Source organism: Nocardia sp. NBC_01499 (assembly GCF_045040275.1).
GTDB lineage: Bacteria > Actinomycetota > Actinomycetes > Mycobacteriales > Mycobacteriaceae > Nocardia.
Genome location: NZ_CP109426.1, coordinates 6,549,662 through 6,569,074 on the forward strand (window position 1 = coordinate 6,549,662; position 19,413 = coordinate 6,569,074).

Sequence of the window (19,413 nt, forward strand, 5' to 3'; positions counted from 1 at the left end):
ACATACTCTGTTCTTCACAGACGGATTGGCCAGTGCATTCAGCCAGACTCGGAAGGAATCAGCAAGGCTTCAGTCGCTCCCGTTCAACGAGGTTGGAGGTGCCCGATGGCGATGCCGATGCCCCGCGCCGGCCATTGGACGGCTGCGGACCTCGACAACATTCCTGATGACGGACTGCGTTACGAGGTGTTGAATGGCCAGCTCGTCGAGAATGCCGCACCCAAGCCGCGGCACCAACTGCTGATCAAGGGGTTGGAACGTGCCCTCGACGCAGTCGTGCCGTCTGGTCACCTCGTTGTCGAGGGTCTCGGTGTGTTGATCGGCGATGACGAGCCGATCCCGGATCTCATGGTGGTGACGGTCCCGTTTGATTTGGACGAACGCGGGATCCCGGCCGAGCAGGTAAAGCTGGCGGTCGAGGTGGTCTCCAGGTCGACGACTCTGCAGGACCGGATGATGAAGCCGGTCGTCTACGGCGAGGCTGGAATCCCGAATTACTGGCGATTCGAGATCAACCCGTTCAGCGGCCAGCTGGCCGGCGAATCCTTGCCGGTCCTCTTCGCCCACGAGCTCGGTGAGGACCAAACCTACGAGCTGACCCACCGGGTGGCGGCCGGGGACACAGTCACCCTGCGCAGTCCATTCGAATTCACCATCGACCCCGGGACGCTGCTGCCTTAACGGCCGGACGAGATACCCAGGGCCTGGCGAGATGTCGACGAGAGTCGTTGCGGCACAACGTGCAATGGCTCTCGGCTCGGATTTCAGGCGAAGAGGGCGTTGATGTCGATGGTTTCGGCCATGGCGCGGTGGCCTGCGTCGTTGAGGTGCATGCCGTCGCCGCAGTCGTAGGTGGGGGCGATGAAGTCGGGGCGGGTGGGGTCTTCTACTGCGCGGGCTACGTCGAAGACGGTGTCGAAAAGGGTTGTGGTGCGGAGCCATTCGTTGACTTGGCGGCGGGTTGGCAGGGTTTCTTCGATAGGCATGCCTGGGTAGACGCAGGCCGCGTATGGGCCGATGGTGGCGGCGTGGATGGTGAGGCCTGCTTCGTGGGCGCGGCGGGCGATTTCGGTGAAACCGGCGATCAGTTGGTCGGTGGTGGCGGGGGGTTCGCCGGACATGCCGCCGAGGATGAGGTCGTTGATGCCGAAGTTGATCAGGACGGTGGTGGCGCCGGGGACGCTGCGGACGTCTCGGGTGAAGCGATCGAGGCCGGGGACGCCGATTTCGTTGGTCAGCAGGCGGTTTCCGCCGATGCCCTGGTTGACGGCCCAGCCGCGGACGAGTCGGCTGTTGAGGGCGTCAACCGATCGGAGGTTGGCGCTCGTGGTCGAGCCGACGCCTTCGAACCATGAGTCGCCGAGTGCGACGGCGATCGGAGTATCGGCGGGAGCGAGCACATCGACGCCGGTGACGAAGAAGCGCACGGGAACTTCCTCGACGGCAGCAAGAGTCGGTACCGCGGCGACTTTTCCCGGTGCTACGTAGGCGATTTCGCTCGGCTGGTGGGAGAGGGTCGCGAGTTCGGTCGGTTCGGGGAGGTAGAGGCTCAGGGAAAGATCGGTGCCTGCGGCCACGGCCAGTTCGACCGGGTCGCTGATCGCCGCACCGCCCGCCGGGATGGTGATCTGGTCCGCGCCGTCGAACCGCAGCACGGTGTCGGTTTCCGCGATGATCTCGCTGCCGGTCTTCGCCAGCGCGACGCGTGCGGCGCCGATCACCAGTGGGGTGCGTCCGTAGAGGTTCGTCAGGTGGACCCGGAACTGGGCGCCGCCACCGGCCAGGTGCAGCACCTGACGCACGGTCTCGTCGGCGAAACCCCGTGATTCGACCAGCTTGACCTGCTCATAAGGGCTGATTACCGCGGAACGGAAACCGGCGACCCAGGCGGTGGTGTCAGACATCGGGAACTCCATTAGTTGTCGTGCGGAATAATGTGTAGGCATATTTCTACAATGGGTTATTCCTCGTGTCAACTATCCCCGTGGCAACTACTTCGGGTAGTTTGGTGCCATGGATGCGACCGAGCTGTTCGATGACCCGCGGCTGACCACGATGGGTCTGCTGTTCGAAGCGTTCGAAGGTGTGGTCACCAAGCTCGAGCCGGTATGGAAGGCGCACGGCCTGTCCGGCCTGGATCTGAATGCGCTTATGCGCCTGAGTCGTTCGCCGAATCGGCGGCTGCGCATGACCGATCTTGCCGCGCAGACCAGGCTGTCCACCAGCGGCGTCACCCGCCTGGTCGACCGGCTGGCGCGGTCTGGGCTGGTCGAGCGCGAGCTCGATCCCGGTGATCGGCGCAGTGCGTACGCGGTGCTGACCGACCCCGGTGCGGACCGGCTCGCGCAGGTGCTGCCGGACTATCTGGACGCGGTCGAGCGCTGGTTCACCGGGCTGTTGACGCCCGCACAGCTCGACGGGTTGATCTCCGCGCTGCGCACCGTTCGCGACCTCACCAATCCCGATGCGACGGTTGGCGTCGATCAGCCGGCGAAGCAGCGATCATCAGCCGGGTGATTTGTCGAGAAGTCGTTCGAGTCCGTCGAGGATCAGATGCAGTGCGCGATCGGCCAGCTGATAGAAGAAGCCCGCGGCCCGCAGGCAGCCGACGGTGGCGTCGATATAGCGCAGCATGGCCGATCGAAAAGCGTTCACGGCGGTCACTTCGCCGCGCTGGAAGAGCCGGTGTTGCTCACGGTCGATATCCGTGAGTTCTTCCGCGACCTGCGCTGAAACCCGAAGTCCGTGGCCCTGTTCCGGCATGTCGTCGCCGGAACGGGCCCACACTGAGGGGAGCAGTCGGCGAGGTGCAGGCCATGGACAAACCGAGACCATTCTCCCAGGAACATCGGGAAGACTTCTGGCGCCGCTGCGGGTGGTCGCCCGACCTCCCGGACGCCGAGCGCGAGGCGATCGAACGTGCGTGGGACGACGATTCGATCGACATGGCTGAGCTGTTCGGCTGGTGAATCGGGGGTTTGCCCCGGCACCGACGGCGCACTGGTCGTCGCGACCTGCGAACGGCCCTGCGGCTGGAACGGCCCGGTCCTGCCGACCACGACGACCTGACCTATCCCGCGGTGAGTTCGCCGGTGCGCTTCCACGACTCCCGTTCGGCGGCAAAGGCTTTCGCCTGTATGGTCCGGAAGTCGGTAATGGATTCGGTGTTGTCGGCGAGGAACTTTCGGTAATCCGCGAGCCGGAACTCGCCGTCGTCGGCCCGTACCTCGACATTGCCTGCGGTGAAATCGGCGCGCAGGTCGAGCAGTTCGTCGGCGTCGACCGAATACCAGCGTATGCGATCGAAATAGCGCAGCAACCAAGGTGTTTCGTCACCGGAGGGATGCCGGTCCGCGCCGGGGCGACCGGCGAGCGGGCCCGCGTGGTGGTTCCACACCTGGGTGGTGCGGCCGACGAATTGATAGCCGCCGGGGCCCTCCATGCCGTAGACGCACAGGTAGGCGCCGCCGATACCGACCGCGTTCTGCGGCGTCCAGGTGCGGGCGGGGTTGTACTTGGTGGTGACCAGGCGATGGCGCGGATCGGTCGGGGTGGCGACGGGGGCGCCGAGGTACACGTCACCAAGGCCGAGGACGAGGTACTCGGCACCGAAGACGGTGTCGTAAACGTCTGCTACCGAAGCCAATCCGTTCATGCGGCGGATGAACTCGATGTTCCACGGGCACCACGGAGCGTCGGCGCGCACGCCGTGCATGTAGCGGGTGATGGCCTCGCGGGTGGACGGGTCGTCCCAGGACAGCGGGAGGTGCACGGTGCGGCTGGGGACGACGAGCCGGTCGGCGGCGGGCAGGTGCCGTTCGGCCTCGGCCAGCAGATCGAGCAGGGTCGGCACGGGCAGGATGTGCGGGTCCATCCGGATCTGTAGCGAGCGAATGCCGGGGGTCAGCTCGGTCACGCCGCGCACGTCCGCGGCCAGCAGGTGTTGATGCAGGGCATGTACGCGGGCGCGCAGAGCGAGATCCAGTGTCATGGTGCCGTATTCGACGAGCACGGCGTCGTCGCCCGCGCGGCGATAGGTCACGCCGGTCTCGTCATCGACCTCGGTGCGCCGCAGAATGCCGTCGTCACCGTCGCCGCCGGAGGACAGTACGGTCGGCCATGCGGCTCTGCGACCGGCACCCAGGTCTCGAACGGAGGCGGCGCGGTCGCCGCGAATCGGCACGAAACGTACCGCGTCGCCGGGCGATAGCTGCCCGAGCTTCCAGCGATCGGCGGCGACGACGGTGACCGGGCAGACGAAGCCGCCGAGACTTGGGCCGTCGGGGCCGAGCAGGATCGGAGTGTCGCCCGTGAAGTCCAGCGCACCAACAGAATACGGAGTGTCGTGGATGTTGGACGGGTGCAGGCCTGCCTCGCCGCCGTCGGTGCGGGCCCAGTCCGGTTTCGGTCCGATCAGCCGGACACCGGTGCGATCGGAGTTGAAGTGCACCTCGTAGTCGGTGCCGATGATGGTGTCGAAGTCGGCGCGCGTGAAGAATTCCGGTGCGCCGTGCGGACCTTCGGTCACCGCCAGCTCCCAGCGCTTGGCCAGCACGGGCTGGTCATCCATCGGGACGGCGGTCGCGACGGGCTCGCGATGTGGCCCGAGCGTCAATGCTTCCCCGACCCGCAGCGCGTTGCCCTCGCTGCCGCCGAACCGGCCGAGCGTGAATGTCGCCGTGCTGCCGAGGTATTCGGGCAACTCGAGGCCACCCGCGAGCAGCACGTAGCAGCGCATGCCCGGCCCGCGCACCGCACCGACATCGAGCACGCCACCCGCCGGGATCTGTATGGTCCGCCACTGTTCCACGCGAACGCCGTTCACCATGACGTCGGTCGGTGCGCCGGTGACACACACCCAGGTGGACGCCGAAAACCTCAGTGCGGGACCGCCGAGGGTGCACTCCAACCCGGCCGCACCCTCGGCATTGCCGAGCACCCGATTGCCGAGCCGGAACGACAGATCGTCCATCGGCCCAGACGGTGGGACACCGACATGCCAGTATCCGGTTCGTCCCGGCCAATCCTGCACCGTCGTCAGCATTCCGGGCCGGACGACATCGACGGACGTGAACAACGGTGCGGGGTCCGGTGATTCGTGTTCGGCCGCGGCTTTCCCGTCGGATAGCTCAGTGATGGTCATTTTGACACCACCATGCGCACCGGCGTTGGGTCGAAACCGTTGCAGGGGTTGTTGATCTGCGGGCAGTTGGAGACCAGGACGAGGGTGTCGATCTCCGCGCGCAACGTGACTTTCTTTCCCGGAGCGGACAATCCGTCGACGATGCCGAGCGTCCCGTCGGCCTCCACCGGAACGTTCATGAACCAGTTGATGTTCGACACCAGGTCCCGCTTGCCGAGACCCAAGCGCAGCGCCGCGGTGAGGAAGTTCTCCACGCAGGCGTGCTGGTGCCGGGTGTGCTGTCCGTAGCGGAGCGTGTTCGACTCCTGGGAGCAGGCGCCGGCGATGGTGTCGTGATTGCCGACCTCGTCGGCGAGCACCGTCATCAATGCGGTGCCCGCGTCCGTCAGCAGCACGCTGCCGGTGGTGAGGAAGATGTTGCGCTGTGCGGCGATCGTGGCCTGCGCGCTGTAGCGGTCGGCGTGGTCCGCCGCCGAATACAGCAGACAGTCCACCGCCTGGTTACCGTGCAGGTCGATGATCTCCAGTCGCTCGCCCGCCTTGACCACCGCGGACCAGGGGGAGCGGGCGGGGACGGTCTCGTCGAGCACGACGGTGCGTTGGGACGTGGTGCTCATGGCCTGACCTCCAGCGTGAGCGCGGCCGTCCAGGCGCGTTCGGTGTTCTGCACGGCCCGTTGGTATTCCGGGTCGCTGTTGTGCGTGATGTCGAGATCCTCCGGCGCGGCCCAGGCGACGGCGTCGAGATCCGTTGCGGCGCAGTCGTCCAGCGGGTGCGCGGCATTGGCGACGAGCAGGATCACCGGCAGATGCACCAGCAGGTCGACCGACGAACCGGGTGCGGCGCTGCCGGTGGCGGTCAGTCCGCCATCGGATTCGACTCGTACGCCACGGAAGAACGACACCGTCGGTCCGATATCGCGTGGCTCCAGGCCGTGTTTGGCTCCGGCCAGGCGCAGCAGCTGCCGTGCCTCGGCGGTCGGCCCGCACAGCGTGTCGTGACTGCCCGAGGTATCGGCGAGCACGGTGGCCAGAATGCGGCCCTGGTCGGACAGCAGCGGATGCCCGTCACCGAGGTAGGCTTGCCACGGAACCTTCACTGTGTCAGCGACATTCAGACGCTCCCACGGGGCATCGGGACGCAGCAGCAACAGATGCGCACAGGCGGCACCCGCCGGGTCGGACAGCCGGATCCGAGTACCGCGCCCGAGCACGACATTCGCGTAGCCATTCGGCGGAATGCGCTGGGCGAAGGTGATTCTCGCTGCCTCGACGCCCTCGGGCAGCCCGGGTCCCGCGGTGCTGGCCGTAGCGGCCTGCGATCGCGCGTGCGCCCTGGCGTCAGCGGTGGAAGCGGTACTGGTCATTGTTGCCCCCTAGTTCGGGTAAGGCCGGTCGGATACGAATGCGTGCGCGGTGGTGACCGGCACCACCACCGCGCAGCCGGTCAGGCGGATTGCGTTGCGGGTGGCTGGCTTTCGGCGATGCCGGGCGTTCGGACGACGAACCGGTGCACGACAACGCCGACGGCGACCACAAGCAGCACGAACAGTGGTGCGGCCCACAGCATCCACCAGCTACCGCCGTTGGGGGTGTAGACCTCGGCGCGCGGCCAGGCCAGGTTCACCGCCATCGCGACGCCCCACAGCACCGCCAGCACGTTCACCGGAATTCCCAAGCGGCCCAAGCTGAACAGGCCGTCCTCGGTGGCCTCGTCGGCGGGCATGCCCTTGATCCGCCGCACCAGTAGTGGCACGGTGACCAGCAGATAAGCCAGGTACAGCGTCACGATGCACACGCTGGCCAACGTCGCGAAGATCGCGGCATTGCCGAGATTCAGCACGAGCAGCCCGATGCCGAGCACGCCGATGATGACCGACGGCAGCACCGGGGTGCCGAAGCGCGGGTGCACCGCGGCGAGCCGCCGGGCGAACGGCAGCTTCCCGTCCCGAGCCATCGAGAACATCAGCCGCGAGCCCGCCGTCTGAATCGCCAAGGTGCACACCGTGATCGCCACCGCGACACAGCCGAGCAGCACCTTGCCCGCCGTGCTGTCCAGCTTCGAGGTGAGCACATAGGCAAGGCCCTCGGTGGCAATCGAGCCGTCGGACAGGCTCGGCGCGGCCATCAGCGCGCCGATCAGCAGCAGCCCGCCGCCGAGCGCGGACACCGACAGCGCGGTCAGGATGGTGCGCGGCGCCACCCGGCGCGGATTCTTCGTCTCCTCGGAAAGCTCACCGGCCGAATCGAAGCCGACCATCACGTACGCGGCCATCAGCCCGGACACCAGGAACGCGGCCAAGTACGAGCCCGGCGCGGCCTGATCGGTCTCCAGCACCACGCCGGGCCCGCGCTCGGTGTTGGTGAAGAACAGCGCGATGATCGCGAGCACGCCGACGATCTCGACGGTGACGCCGATCGAGTTGATCCGCGACATCAGGTCGATGCCGATCACGTTGACGACCGTGGTGACCACCAGCAGGACGCTGCCGAGCAGCACCGCGTTCGTCGCGCCGGCGGACGAGGTGAGCGCGGTATCGCCGCCGACAATCTGGAAGCCGCTCCAGATCGACGGCAGCACCACCTGCAGCGCGATCGCGGCCGCCGCGGCGGTGACGATCTGCGCGATGACCATCATCCAGCCAGCGAACCAGCCGACGAGCTCGCCGCCGAGACGGCGCGACCACTGGTAGATGCAGCCCGAAATCGGGTAGCGCGCGGCCAATTCGGCGAAGTTCAGCGCGACGAGGAACTGCCCGGCGAACACGATCGGCCAGGTCCAGAAGAACGCGGCACCGCCGAACGAATAGCCGAAGCCGAAGAACTGGAAGATCGTGGTGAGGATGGAGACGAACGAGAAGCCCGCCGCGAACGAGGCGTAGCGGCCGAGTTTGCGATGTAGGACGGGCTCGTAGCCGAATCGGGCGAGATCGGCGCCGTCGCGGCTGGTGTCGGGCGGAGGGGCGAGCGTTGTGGCCATGAGGGTCCTTCAGCGAAGCGGCCAATACCTATCAGATGACAGTTTTGCGGGGACGATCGCGCTTTCGGTGACCCGCGTGTATCGCTTGCGGTAACCCCCGTAACTTCTGCGTTGCCGAGGTTTCTGTCGAGTGACAGAAACCTCTCCACCGGCAGGCGCTGGATCGACCGTGCCGGGTCGGTCCGGCGCAGACCTGCCAGAATGGGCCCTGTGACCAACCTCGGCCCCGGCCGTCCTCGTGTGGAGCAGCGACGCCGTCGCGGCCAGACGCCGCGCGCCGAGATCCTGGATGCCGCCGGGGAGCTGTTCACCACCAATGGCTACGCGAACACCTCCACCCGTGTGGTCGCCGACGCGGTCGGCATCCGTCAGGCATCGCTCTATCACCACTTCGCCGCCAAGGATGACATCCTCGATGCGCTGCTTGCCGAAACCATAGCTGCCCCACTGGAACTCGCCGAGCGACTGGGGAAGGTGCCGGAACCGGCGCCGGTGCGGCTGTACGCGCTCGCGTGCTTCGATGTCCGTCAACTCTGCGCGGCCCGCTGGAATCTCGGTGCGCTGTACCTGCTTCCGGAGCTGCGCACCGAGCGGTTCGCGACGTTCCGGTTGCGGCGTGACGAACTGCGCGGGCACTACGAGACTTTGGCGAGCGCGGTGCTGGCCGAGGCCGGTGGCGCGGATGTCGTCGGTGCCGAGGCGCTGCCGTTTCGGCTGGTCGAGATGGTGATCAGCATTCGTTCGGACGAGGGCGCCGCGCCCGCCGACGCGGAGCGCACGATCCCGGAGGCGGCGCTGCGGGTGCTCGGCTGGCCCGGTGATCTGGACGCGTTGCGGGTCGCGGCGCGGCGGCTGCTCGATCAGCTCGACACCGACTGAGCCTTACTTTCCCGCGCTACGTCCCCACTTGAGACCCCAGCCGTACGCGCGGTCGACTTCCTTCTTGCCCCACAGCGGACGACCGGCGGGCGGGCGAATGAAGACGCCCTGGCGGTGAACTACGAACTCGCCGTTGATGTTCTCGATCAACGCGAGCACCATCTCACGCGAGTTGTCGGTGCACCCGTCGACCAGCATCTCGATCGGCGGCGAGCCGACGGGGTACAGGGTGGCCGTCGCGTGCACGCCACGGAAATCGTCCGCACCGTCGTACAACGAGGCGTACACCAGGATTCGGCGGAACTTCGCGGTGTGATCGAGGTTGATGTCGAGGTTCTCGCCGGTGGCGACGGCGCCGGTCCGATCGTCCTGATCGAGCTGGATGAAGGGCGCCTTGCGCAGCGAGCCGAAGCCGTCGAGCGGGCCGATCGAGCCCTTCGTTCCGTCGGTCATTTCCCAGAAGCAGCACAGGTCGAGGTCGAGACCGCCCGCGTTCTTGCGCTTGCCGAACTTGCGCGGGGCGGCGGAGGCGCTGGTCCAGTTCAGGTTGATGCGCATCACGCCGCCGGTCGCGCCCTGCTTGGTCAGTGAGATCGAGGGCGCCTCCTTGGTCAACGAGATCTTGCTCAGATTGACCGGCGCGCCCGAAAACTGTTGCGGTGGAGCTGCATTCGGCGGCGGGAACTGCGGCTGCGCCGGATACTGCGTCGGCGGCGGGAACTGTGCCTGCGGTGGTGCGTACTGCGGCGCGGGCGGAGCCGGTGGCGGCGGCGCGGTGAACTGGTGCGGCGGCGCGGCGGGCGGTGGCGGCGGCGTGAACTGATGCGGCGGCGCGGCGGGCGCCGGAGCGTCGTCGACCGAGATGCCGTAATCGGTGGCGAGACCGGCTAATCCGGCGGCGTACCCCTGCCCGATCGCGCGGAACTTCCACGCCCCTTGCCGTCGATACAGCTCGCCGAGCACGAACGCCGTCTCGGTGGTCGCGCCGACGCTGTCGAACCGCGCCACCTCGGCGCCATTACCCGGATCAACCAAACGCACATAGAGACCGTGGAATTGGCCGAAGGTGCCGCCGTCCGCCGACGCCGCGATCACGATGGTCTCGATCTGCGGTTCGACCTGGCTCAGGTTCGCCGACAGCACGTCGAGCACGGTCGGCCCCTGCTGCTTGCCCTCGTACCGGACCGCGCCGGAGGGATGCACGGGCTGGTTGTAGAAGACGAAGTCGTTGTCGCTGCGCACCTTCCCTGCCGCGAGCAGCAGCGCCGAGGCATCGGCGTCGGGCACGCCCGGTCCGCTCTGCCAGCCCAGTTCGATCCGGACGGCGGCTATCGGCACCGCGACATTGGCGCCCTTCTGCATCGACACACTTGCCAACGTATCGCCAAATCCGCCGCTTGGGTACCTGGTCAGCGCGTCGGCGGCGCGATCTCCCAGTGTTGTTGCAGCGCGCCGGCGATTTCGGGGAGCACGGTGATCGGAATCCGCTTGCGCCGCAACAGCGCCCGGATCTCGTTGACCTGCTCGCGCTTGCGCAGGTCGTAAGCGCCCGACACCGGGCGAAGGACCGGCGGAATCGAGAGCAGCACCAATTCGCCGTGCCGCTCGTCCCCGCCGGACAGGTCGAGCGCCAATGACCAGCGGGAACGCTCGTCGAGGGTGAAACGTCCTGCGACAACCCGGTCCCAGTCGATACTGGATTCCGTCCACGGGGTGCGCCGGTAGATCATCTGCTCGGTGAGCACGACGGCGTCCCTGGTGAACAGCGCGGCCACCACGGCGATGCCGGCGACGGCTCCCGCGAGCAGGCCGGTGAACACCCGGTTGACCCCGAAGAACGTGACGACTGCCGCGCACAATCCGACGGTGGCCAGGATCCCGAGGGAGCTGTACAGCGCCGCGCGCCGCGTCGGCACCACACCCGCCCGCACCATTGCCATCTCACCTACCTACTTCCGGCGTGTTGCGGCACACGCTACCGCCCGCCGGACCGCCGCACACCTCCTGATCTCCCACATGCGATTCGGTGTGCGGGAGATCAGAAGGTGTTGGTTCATGCCTCCAGGGCGACCGCGGCCTCGGCGGTGTACACCAGGAACGTCAGGCTCTGCTGGAAGTACAGCTCAACGGACTCGGCGTCGTGCGACAGATAGCCGATCGACAGATCCTGGCCGATCCGCAGATCGAAGTCGCCGCCACGGCAGGTCAGCACGAACGCGCCGTCGATGGCGGGCGCCCAGATGATCTCGCCCTCCGGAATGAGCCGCTCGATGTGGGTGCGAATCGGGTGCCCGTGATCGGAGGTCTCGCTAACTGCCGTGTACAGCTCCGCGCTCAGCAGCACCGAGTACGGTCCGTCGACGCCGGCCAGCCGCAGCGCGGTGAGCGCCTGGGTGACCGACTCGGGCACCAGCCGCGGATCGCTGGGCAGCGCGATCGCCTGATTGGTCGAACTGGCCCGGATGCCGGTGATATTCGCGGCCGGGTAGCCCTCGAAGATGGCCCGGTCCTCGGCGAACGCGATCTTCTTCGCCGCGTCCTTCACCGCATCCAGGTCGATGTCCATCGCGCCGCGTTCGACGTTGTCGATTTCCTCGCGGGAGAGCCGGAACGGCACCCGCAGCTCGACCAGCGGCGCGACCACCCGCTGCCTGGCCTGCACGCCCTCGTCTGGCGCGGTGATCGGGGTGGTGTGCCCGGTGCCGACGGCGGAGTAGTCGGCACCGTGCGGGCCGGACAGGTCGACGACGCGGCGCCCGGCGATGTGCCGCTTGAAGGTGCGCGTCGCCTCTTCCTCGATCGCCGACCATGCCTCGGCGGTGATCGGCGCGAGTTCGCGATAGAGGTTGTTCATGCCTGCGTGCTCCTTTTCAACGTGCCGATTCCGAGTGAGCCCGAGCCGATGTCGTTGGGCTGCACGGCTTGTGTCGCGATCGAGGCGTCCGGCGGCGGGGGAAGTTCATCGAAGAAGTCGAGGGACGGCGCGAAGAACGACGTGCCGGTGACCGCGACGGAGAAATCGAGGATACGGTCGTAGGCCGCCTCCTCGGTGCCGACGAACATGCGGCTGAGCATCAACTCGGTGACGCTCGGTGTCGCCGCGTAAGCGATGTAGTACGTACCGAATTCGCCGTCCTTGACGCTGCCGAACGGCATGTTGGCGCGCAGGATCTCGCGCTCGGTGCCGTCGGCGTCCACGATGGTGTTCACCGCGACGTGCGAGTCGGCGGGCTTGTCGGCGTCGGACAGCTCGAAATCGTCGAGCTTGGTGCGCCCGATCACCTTCTCCTGCTGCTCGACCGACAGCGCCCGCCAGTCCGCCATCGGATGCAGGTACTTCTGCACGATGACGTAACTGCCGTCACGGAATTCGGGATCCTCGTCACCGACCAGCGCGGCCGCGTACGCGCCCTGCCCCTCCGGGTTCTCGGTGCCGTCCACGAAGCCGAGCAGGTCACGCTGCTCGAAGTAGCGGAACCCGACGGTCTCGTCGACGATCGTGGCCGCACCGGCCAGCCGGTCGCCGATGGTCATCGCCAGTTCGAAGCAGGCGTCCTGGTTCTGCGCCCGGATGTGGAACAGCAGGTCGCCCGGCGTCGTCGGGGCCTGGTGGTGCTCGCCGACGAATGCGGGGAGTTCGTGCAGTTCGGCGGGCCGTGGTCCGGCGAACAGGCGGTCCCAGGCGGCGGAGCCGATCGAGGTGACGCAGCTCAGGCCGGCGCCCGGAATCCGGAAGCCGACCGAGCGGCGCAGACCTTGTACATCGGCGAGGGTGTCTCGCACGACCGCTTCGCCGCCCTCGTCGATGGTGGCGACGAGGAAGATCGCGGCCGGGGTGAGCGGATCGAGAATCGGCTGAGGCTCACTCATGATCTTCAGCCTAGTGCCCGGCGCGCGATCGTCGACGAGGTGGCACGGGCACCGCTGCTACTACTTCGCGACCGTCAGCAGGAACGCGACGTCGTCGACGGCCATCACACTGTGCCTGGCCTTGGGGACTACGAGCAGATCGCCCGTCGAACCCTTCCATTCGTTGCTGCCGCTGATCAGGGTCAGCGTGCCGCTGAGCACGAGCAGGGTGGCCTCGCCCGCGTTGTCGTGTTCGGCAAGGCTCTGACCCGCGCTGAGGCCGACCACGGTCTGCCGCAGCGCATTCGCGTGACCACCGTAGATCGTTTGCGAACTCCGTCCGCTGGTGGCAGTGCTCGCGATCTTGAGCTGTTGTCGAGCAACCGCAGTCAGCGATTTCTTGTCCATGGACCGCCTTTCGCAAATGGCAACAGCCGGTGCGGGGGCTGTTCGCACCGGCTCGGGGGCTAGGACGGACGAAGCCCGGCCCCGCTTACTCAGGAGTATGCCCGACCCCGCTTGGTCGCGGGACAGGTTTGCGCGGGCGGGGTGTTCTGTGATCGAACGGTGTTGTGCGGCTGCGATGATCGATGCGGAGAGTTTGCCGACTAGTCGGATTCGCGGCGGGTGTAGCGCAGGATCCGGTATCGCAGACCGGATGTCGATTCGAGCCACGGTTCGCTGTCGTCGGCTGCCCATTCGGGGCCGACGATCGGTGCGTAGGCATCGCCGGCGACGGCGGTATCGACCTCGGTGACGAGCAGGTCGGTGGCGAAATCCATAGCGGCGCGGTAGATCTCGCCGCCACCGGCGATCCACACGGTGTCCGATCCGCTCAGCGCGAGCGCCTCATCGACCGAGCCGGCGCGTTCGGCGCCCTCGGCGGACCAGTCCGGTTGCCTGGTGACCACGATGTTGCGACGGCCGTCCAGCGGACGGAACTTCGGCGGAAGCGAGTCCCAGGTGCGCCTGCCCATCACCACCGGATGTCCCATGGTGACGGCCTTGAAGTTCGCCAGGTCCTCGGGCACGCGCCAGGGGATCTTGTTCTCGAAACCGATCACTCCGTCCAGGGTCTGCGCCCAGATCAGCCCGATGCCGCGACTCACACTGCCACCGGGGCCTTGATGGCCGGATGATGCTGGTAGCCGACCACTTCCACGTCCTCGTAGGCGTAATCGAACAGCGTCGTCGCGGGGCGAAGGTGCAGCGTGGGGAACGGGAACGGATCGCGGGTGAGCTGTTCGCCGACCTGGTCGAGGTGGTTGTCGTAGATGTGGCAGTCGCCGCCGGTCCAGATGAAATCGCCGAGCTCGAGCTCGGCCTGCTGCGCGACCATCTGGGTGAGCAGCGCGTAGCTGGCGATATTGAACGGCACGCCGAGAAAGAGGTCGGCGCTGCGCTGGTACAGCTGGCAGGACAGTTTTCCGTCGGCCACGTAGAACTGGAAGAACGCGTGGCACGGCGCGAGCGCCATCTTGTCCAGCTCGGAAACGTTCCAGGCGGACACGAGCATGCGGCGGGAATCGGGGTTGGTGCGCAGGGTGTGCAGCACCTCGGAGATCTGGTCGATGTGCATACCGTCCGGCGTCGGCCACGACCGCCACTGCACGCCGTAGACCGGGCCGAGTTCGCCGTCGGCGTCGGCCCATTCGTCCCAGATGGACACGCCGTGCTCCTGCAGCCAGCCCACGTTGGATTCGCCGCGCAGGAACCAGAGCAGCTCGTAGACGATCGACTTCAGATGCACCTTTTTCGTGGTGATCAGCGGGAAGCCCGCCGCGAGGTCGTAGCGCAGCTGATGACCGAAGATGCTGCGCGTTCCGGTGCCGGTGCGGTCCGACTTCTCGGTGCCGGACTCCAGCACCAGCCGGAGCAGATCCTCGTACTGGGTATCGGTCGCCACGGCTGCTGATCCTAGTCTTCGCGGCGCCTGGCAAGCTCGGCGCATGCGCGAGCTCTATGTGATCGGCATCGGCGCGGGCGATCCCGACCAGGTGACGGTGCAGGCCGTCAAGGCGATGCGGCGGGTCGAGGTGTTCTTCGTGATCGGCAAGGGCGCCGAGAAGCGGGAGCTGGTCGAGGTGCGGACCGCGATCCTGGCCGCGCACGTCGACCGGCCGTATCGGATCGTGGAGATCGCGGATCCGCCGCGCGATCGGACGCCCACGGACTATCAGGGTGTCGTCGAGGACTGGCACGAGCGGCGCTCGGCGTTGCTGGAAGAGGCGTTCGCGCAGGTCGACGGGGTCGGCGGGATTCTGGTGTGGGGTGATCCCTCGCTCTACGACAGCACCTTGCGGATGATCGAACGAGTGCTCGCGCGCGGGACGGTGCACTTCGATTACACGGTGATCCCCGGTGTCACCAGCGTGCAGGCCTTGGCCGCGCGACATCGGATGGTGCTGCATCGGATCGGTGAACCGGTGCACATCACCACCGGCAGGCGGCTGCGGGAGGAGGGGCTGACCGATGCCGCGGTGGTGATGCTGGACGGCGACTGTTCCTTCACCGAGGTTCCGGGGGACGACGTGCACATCTGGTGGGGCGCCTACCTCGGCATGCCGGACGAGGCACTGATCGAGGGCCCGCTGCGCGAGGTGGAACAGCAGATCCTCGAACGCCGCGCCCGGTTACGCGCCGAAAAGGGCTGGATCATGGACATCTACCTGCTCAGTCGGGGCTGACTGCCCTGCTCTTGTCGGTATCGGCCGGTAACCTGACGATGTGCCCGAACTACCTGAAGTAGAGGCGTTGGCGCAGTTTCTGCGGGAGCATGCGGTCGGCGCTGTGGTGGGACGTGTGGATGTGGCGGCGCTCAGTGCGGTGAAGACGTTCGATCCGCCGGTGACCGCGCTGTCCGGCCGGGACGTGACCGGGGCCGGGCGCTGGGGCAAGTTTCTCGGGATGGACTGCGGCGGATTGTGGCTGATCACGCACCTGTCCAGGGGCGGCTGGCTGCGGTGGATCGACGAACCGAGCCAGACGCCGCCGAAGCCGGGCGGTAAGAGTCCGCTGGCGCTGCGGGTGCACTTCTTCACCACGGAGGGTGCGACGCCCGCCATCGATCTCACCGAGGCGGGGACCAAGAAGCGGCTCGCGGTCTACATCGTCGACGACCCGAAGCTGGTGCCAGGCATCGCGCGGCTCGGCCCGGACGCCCTCGAGGTGACCGAGGAACAGTTCACCGAGATCCTGCGCGGCACCTCGCAGCGGATCAAGACCGCGATCGTTGACCAGACCCTGCTGGCCGGTATCGGCAACGCCTACTCCGACGAGATACTGCACACCGCCAAGGTTTCCCCGTTCGCCAATACGAAAACCCTTGCGGCCGCGAAGGTTTCCGAGCTGTACGCGGCGATGCGCGCGGTGCTCACCGATGCCGTGCAGCGCTCGGTCGGCCAGGATGCCGCCCGGCTCAAGGGCGAAAAGCGTTCCGGCATGCAGGTACACGCTCGCACCGGCCAGCCGTGCCCGGTCTGCGGCGACACCGTGCGCGAGGTGTCCTACGCCGAGCGTTCGTTCCAGTACTGCCCGACCTGTCAGACCGGCGGCAAGGTCCTTGCCGACCGGCGGATGTCGCGGCTGCTCAAGTAAGGCCGTCAGGTCAGGGTTGGCACCCGGATGCCTTGCCAGGCAAGGCGTTTGGCCTTGTCCGGATCGTGTTCCAGGCGGGTGGGCGAATCGATGATCAGGGTGGTGCGGCGGGATTCGGTGTAGGTGGGCCAGGAGGGGAGTGGCGCGCCGGTGCGGGCGAATGCGAGCCAGTTGTCCTGGAATTGGTTGCTGACGGACTGGAGGCCGCGATGCCCGCCCGCGGCGGTGATGGCCCGGCCGAACGGTGTATCGGCACCGCCGAAGGCCGGGATCAGGTCGGTGGCGTGGGTGGCGCCGATACCAGCGAGACGCAGCGCGCGCGGGGCGAAGTCGTAGCGGTAGGCGTAGGTGGGTGCGTGGCGGCTGTGCCCCGCCATGACTCGGACCGACGGGCGCCAGAAGACGAAGTCGCCACCGGCGCGCACGGCCGCCTTGGCGTCCGGATAGCCGGGATACGCTGCGGCGATGCGGGATTCGGCGTCATCATCGCCGAGTGCGGCGCGCAGCCGCTCTGGTGTGGTCGGCAGCGAATCCGCGAACTTCGCGAACAGCGTGCCCTCGTCCCGGTTGGTGCCGATGATGAGCGGCACGCGATGGGCGTTGCCGTCGATGATCGCATCGATCGGCGCCTGCGGTAGCAGGACACCGTCGACCACCGGGGCGATCGGGAACAGGCCGCGGCGTTCCCGCAGGGTCCGGTTGCTGGTGCGGTCGACCGCGCGCCGAATGTCGTTGGCGCTCGCGGTGCGCAGCGCCTCGGCCGCGCGATCCGGTGTGGTGCCGAGTCTTTCGACGCAACGCCGGGCGAACAGGCGCGCATCGTCGGGGGTCATCGCCCAGTCGGCCGGTGGGCTCTGCGAAATCGCTTGGTGGAAAAGCCCTTTCGCGGTGGGCGTGGCGAGTAGGCTGAGTACCGCGTGCGCGCCGGCGGATTCGCCGAAGATGGTGACATTGCCCGGATCGCCGCCGAACGCGGCGATATTGGTGCGCACCCACTCCAGCGCGGCGACCTGATCGCGCAAGCCTAGGTTCGACTCGAAAACGTGGTCCGGCGTGGAGAATTCGCCGAAATCGACATAGCCGAACGCGCCGAGCCGGTAGTTCAGCGACACCAGCACGGCGTCGCCGCGCACCGCGAGCCGCCCGCCGGAGTACAGCGCGAGCGCCGAGGTGCCGGTGAGATAGCCGCCGCCGTGGATGAATACCAGCACCGGGCGCGGCTTGTCCGACGGCGTCACGGGCGCGGTGACATTCAGTGTCAGCGAGTCCTCATTGGTCGGCTGATACCGGCGCGGTCCGATCCGGGCGCCGGCCCGATGCTGCATGGCGGCGAACCCGAACTCGGTGCTCTCCCGAACACCGGTCCACGGCGTGACCGGTCGCGGTGCCCGAAACCGCAAGTCGCCCACCGGAGCGGCCGCATAGGGGAGGGATCGCCAGCGCAGTACGCGGCGGCCACGACGACCGCGAACGACTCCGTCGGCGGTCTGGATATCTGTCGATGCCACCATCCACTAATGGTACTTACGCGCGCCGTGTCTCCAATAGACGTAACCAGAACTCGCTCACCGCGGGAAAGGCGGGCACCGCGTGCCACAGGGTTGCCAGCGGCACCTTGCCGACCACCGCGATGGTCGCCGCGTGCAGTTGTTCGCCCATCTCCGGTCCGACGAAGGTGGCGCCGAGCAGTGTGTCGGTGTCGGTGTCGATGACCAGCTTCGCGTGGCCGGCGAAGTCGTTGCGCGCCAACGAGGAACCGGCAACGGCGATATCGAGTTCCGCGGTTTCGACGGCATGGCCCGCGTCCCTTGCCGCCGCTTCGGTCAGTCCGACGGACGCGACCTCGGGCGCGGTGTACACCACCTGCGGTACCTGTCCATGGTCGGCGCTCGCGGTGTACTTGGCGTCGGTGAGCGGCTTGCCCTCGGCACGGGCCGCGATCACGTCGCCGCACACCCTGGCCTGGTATTTGCCCATATGGGTCAGGGCGGCACGGTGATTCAGATCGCCGACGCAGTACAGCCAGTCGCCGTCCACGTCACGCGCGGTCAGCTGATCGTCGACCCGCACATAGCCGTCCTGCAGACCGACGGAGTCCAGGCCGAGGCCCTCGGTCGCCGGCGTGCGTCCGGCGGCCACGATGATCTCGTCGGCTTCCAGCTCGGTATCGCCCTGCGCGCCGCGCAGCCGCACGGTGACCGGGCCGCCGTGGATTCGTCCTTCGCCGGTGTCCTTGGCGTCGGGCCGGTGCACGCTCACGGGTTCGGTATTGAGCAGAACACGCACGCCACTTTCCTTAAGCGCCGCGACCACGCGCTCACCCGCGAACGGTTCGGCCGAGGCGAGCACCGCCTTGCCGCGCACGACCATGCTGACATCCGCGCCGAGCGCGGCCAACCAGGTCGCCGCCTCGCACGCAACCACGCCGCCGCCGATGATGACCACGCGTGCGGGGACCTCGTGCAGGTTGGTGGCGTCGCGGGAGATCCACGGCAGCGCGTCGCGCAGGCCGGGCACGTCGGGGACGCTGGCCTTGGTGCCGGTGGCGAGCACCACCGCGTGCCTCGCGCGCAACACCTGCCCATCGACCTCGACCTGTCGTGCACCGACGAGCCGCCCGGTGCCGCGGACGACCTCGATGCGCAGGTCGTTGGCCCACTTCACCTGCGAGGCGTCGTCGTGGTCGCTGACGAAGGAATCGCGCCGCCGCAGCACCGCCTCGACATCGAGACCGTCCGCGGTGATTCCGTCCATGGCCCGCGCGGCGGCAAGCACATGGCCGGGTCGCAGCAGTGCCTTGCTCGGAATGCAGGCCCAGTAGGAACATTCGCCGCCGACGAGTTCGCGTTCCACGATCACGGCGGTGCGGTCGCTCCCGGCGATGGCGTAGGCGGCGGCGTTCTCGCCGGCCGGTCCGCCGCCGATCACGATGACGTCGTATTCGGCAGGTGAATTCGGCATGGCGG

21 protein-coding genes are annotated in these 19,413 nt (G+C 67.5%); 6 read left to right on the forward strand and 15 right to left on the reverse strand.

The genetic code is table 11. The features are described 5' to 3' along the window. The first annotated feature begins 105 nt into the window (after window positions 1-105). Window positions 106-681, forward strand: coding sequence for a Uma2 family endonuclease (locus OG203_RS29905; RefSeq protein WP_405160578.1), 576 nt, complete (start codon window positions 106-108; stop codon window positions 679-681). A gap of 83 nt (window positions 682-764) precedes the next feature. Here OG203_RS29905 and OG203_RS29910 read toward each other — a convergent pair whose 3' ends face one another. Continuing rightward, window positions 765-1,904: a GDSL-type esterase/lipase family protein gene (locus OG203_RS29910; protein WP_405160579.1), complete on the reverse strand. Its 1,140-nt coding sequence runs from the start codon at window positions 1,902-1,904 to the stop codon at window positions 765-767. 109 nt (window positions 1,905-2,013) lie between these two features. On the opposite strand from OG203_RS29910, the gene OG203_RS29915 reads away from it, so the two are divergent. Beyond that, complete coding sequence (locus tag OG203_RS29915) at window positions 2,014-2,517, forward strand: MarR family winged helix-turn-helix transcriptional regulator (RefSeq protein WP_405160580.1); 504 nt, start codon at window positions 2,014-2,016, stop codon at window positions 2,515-2,517. Here the strand turns inward: OG203_RS29915 and OG203_RS29920 are convergent. Beyond that, on the reverse strand, window positions 2,506-2,763 hold the full coding sequence (locus OG203_RS29920) for a hypothetical protein (RefSeq protein ID WP_405160581.1): 258 nt from the start codon (window positions 2,761-2,763) through the stop codon (window positions 2,506-2,508). The two genes, OG203_RS29915 and OG203_RS29920, sit on opposite strands and share 12 nt — an antisense overlap. Window positions 2,764-2,816: 53 nt before the next feature. Between OG203_RS29920 and OG203_RS29925 the strand changes: the two genes are divergently transcribed. Then, window positions 2,817-2,969: a hypothetical protein gene (locus OG203_RS29925; protein ID WP_405160582.1), complete on the forward strand. Its 153-nt coding sequence runs from the start codon at window positions 2,817-2,819 to the stop codon at window positions 2,967-2,969. A gap of 101 nt (window positions 2,970-3,070) precedes the next feature. Here the strand turns inward: OG203_RS29925 and OG203_RS29930 are convergent, their stop codons facing one another. The 4 genes from OG203_RS29930 to OG203_RS29945 all read right to left on the reverse strand — a co-directional run bounded on the left by OG203_RS29930 (window position 3,071) and on the right by OG203_RS29945 (window position 8,122). Continuing rightward, window positions 3,071-5,077: a 5-oxoprolinase/urea amidolyase family protein gene (locus tag OG203_RS29930; protein ID WP_405168052.1), complete on the reverse strand. Its 2,007-nt coding sequence runs from the start codon at window positions 5,075-5,077 to the stop codon at window positions 3,071-3,073. 62 nt (window positions 5,078-5,139) lie between these two features. Beyond that, the gene (locus OG203_RS29935; protein WP_405160583.1) at window positions 5,140-5,760 is read right to left on the reverse strand and encodes an urea amidolyase associated protein UAAP2; all 621 of its coding nucleotides are present in this window, start codon (window positions 5,758-5,760) and stop codon (window positions 5,140-5,142) included. After that, window positions 5,757-6,509, reverse strand: coding sequence for a DUF1989 domain-containing protein (locus OG203_RS29940; protein WP_405160584.1), 753 nt, complete (start codon window positions 6,507-6,509; stop codon window positions 5,757-5,759). The genes OG203_RS29935 and OG203_RS29940 overlap by 4 nt, the downstream gene beginning before the upstream one ends. Before the next feature lie 80 nt (window positions 6,510-6,589). After that, the gene (locus OG203_RS29945; protein ID WP_405160585.1) at window positions 6,590-8,122 is read right to left on the reverse strand and encodes an amino acid permease; all 1,533 of its coding nucleotides are present in this window, start codon (window positions 8,120-8,122) and stop codon (window positions 6,590-6,592) included. A 210-nt stretch (window positions 8,123-8,332) separates the two neighbouring features. Here OG203_RS29945 and OG203_RS29950 point away from each other — a divergent pair, with 210 nt between their 5' ends. Continuing rightward, the gene (locus OG203_RS29950) at window positions 8,333-9,001 is read left to right on the forward strand and encodes a TetR/AcrR family transcriptional regulator (protein ID WP_405160586.1); all 669 of its coding nucleotides are present in this window, start codon (window positions 8,333-8,335) and stop codon (window positions 8,999-9,001) included. Between the two features lie 3 nt (window positions 9,002-9,004). On the opposite strand, the gene OG203_RS29955 is transcribed toward OG203_RS29950, so the two are convergent. The 7 genes from OG203_RS29955 to OG203_RS29985 all read right to left on the reverse strand — a co-directional run bounded on the left by OG203_RS29955 (window position 9,005) and on the right by OG203_RS29985 (window position 14,756). Continuing rightward, on the reverse strand, window positions 9,005-10,363 hold the full coding sequence (locus tag OG203_RS29955) for a TerD family protein (protein ID WP_405168053.1): 1,359 nt from the start codon (window positions 10,361-10,363) through the stop codon (window positions 9,005-9,007). A gap of 47 nt (window positions 10,364-10,410) precedes the next feature. After that, complete coding sequence (locus tag OG203_RS29960) at window positions 10,411-10,941, reverse strand: hypothetical protein (RefSeq protein WP_405160587.1); 531 nt, start codon at window positions 10,939-10,941, stop codon at window positions 10,411-10,413. A 113-nt stretch (window positions 10,942-11,054) separates the two neighbouring features. Next, window positions 11,055-11,855 carry a family 1 encapsulin nanocompartment shell protein gene (locus tag OG203_RS29965; RefSeq protein ID WP_405160588.1) on the reverse strand — a complete coding sequence of 267 codons (801 nt, stop codon included), beginning with the start codon at window positions 11,853-11,855 and terminating at the stop codon, window positions 11,055-11,057. Further along, window positions 11,852-12,871 carry a Dyp-type peroxidase gene (locus OG203_RS29970; protein WP_405160589.1) on the reverse strand — a complete coding sequence of 340 codons (1,020 nt, stop codon included), beginning with the start codon at window positions 12,869-12,871 and terminating at the stop codon, window positions 11,852-11,854. The genes OG203_RS29965 and OG203_RS29970 overlap by 4 nt, the downstream gene beginning before the upstream one ends. Before the next feature lie 60 nt (window positions 12,872-12,931). Then, window positions 12,932-13,258, reverse strand: a complete 327-nt coding sequence (locus tag OG203_RS29975; protein WP_405160590.1) for a cupin domain-containing protein — start codon at window positions 13,256-13,258, stop codon at window positions 12,932-12,934. 200 nt (window positions 13,259-13,458) lie between these two features. After that, window positions 13,459-13,959 (reverse strand): dihydrofolate reductase, encoded by a 501-nt coding sequence (locus OG203_RS29980; protein WP_405160591.1) that lies wholly within the window; start codon window positions 13,957-13,959, stop codon window positions 13,459-13,461. Next, window positions 13,956-14,756 carry a thymidylate synthase gene (locus OG203_RS29985; RefSeq protein ID WP_405160592.1) on the reverse strand — a complete coding sequence of 267 codons (801 nt, stop codon included), beginning with the start codon at window positions 14,754-14,756 and terminating at the stop codon, window positions 13,956-13,958. The genes OG203_RS29980 and OG203_RS29985 overlap by 4 nt, the downstream gene beginning before the upstream one ends. A 43-nt stretch (window positions 14,757-14,799) precedes the next feature. Between OG203_RS29985 and cobF the strand changes: the two genes are divergently transcribed. Beyond that, complete coding sequence (gene cobF, locus OG203_RS29990; protein WP_405160593.1) at window positions 14,800-15,537, forward strand: precorrin-6A synthase (deacetylating); 738 nt, start codon at window positions 14,800-14,802, stop codon at window positions 15,535-15,537. Window positions 15,538-15,577: 40 nt separating this feature from the next. Beyond that, the gene (locus tag OG203_RS29995; RefSeq protein ID WP_405160594.1) at window positions 15,578-16,447 is read left to right on the forward strand and encodes an Fpg/Nei family DNA glycosylase; all 870 of its coding nucleotides are present in this window, start codon (window positions 15,578-15,580) and stop codon (window positions 16,445-16,447) included. A gap of 5 nt (window positions 16,448-16,452) precedes the next feature. Here OG203_RS29995 and OG203_RS30000 read toward each other — a convergent pair whose 3' ends face one another. Then, window positions 16,453-17,958: a carboxylesterase/lipase family protein gene (locus OG203_RS30000; protein ID WP_405160595.1), complete on the reverse strand. Its 1,506-nt coding sequence runs from the start codon at window positions 17,956-17,958 to the stop codon at window positions 16,453-16,455. A gap of 13 nt (window positions 17,959-17,971) precedes the next feature. Next, the gene (locus tag OG203_RS30005) at window positions 17,972-19,408 is read right to left on the reverse strand and encodes a dihydrolipoyl dehydrogenase family protein (protein ID WP_405160596.1); all 1,437 of its coding nucleotides are present in this window, start codon (window positions 19,406-19,408) and stop codon (window positions 17,972-17,974) included. Window positions 19,409-19,413 lie beyond the last annotated feature (5 nt).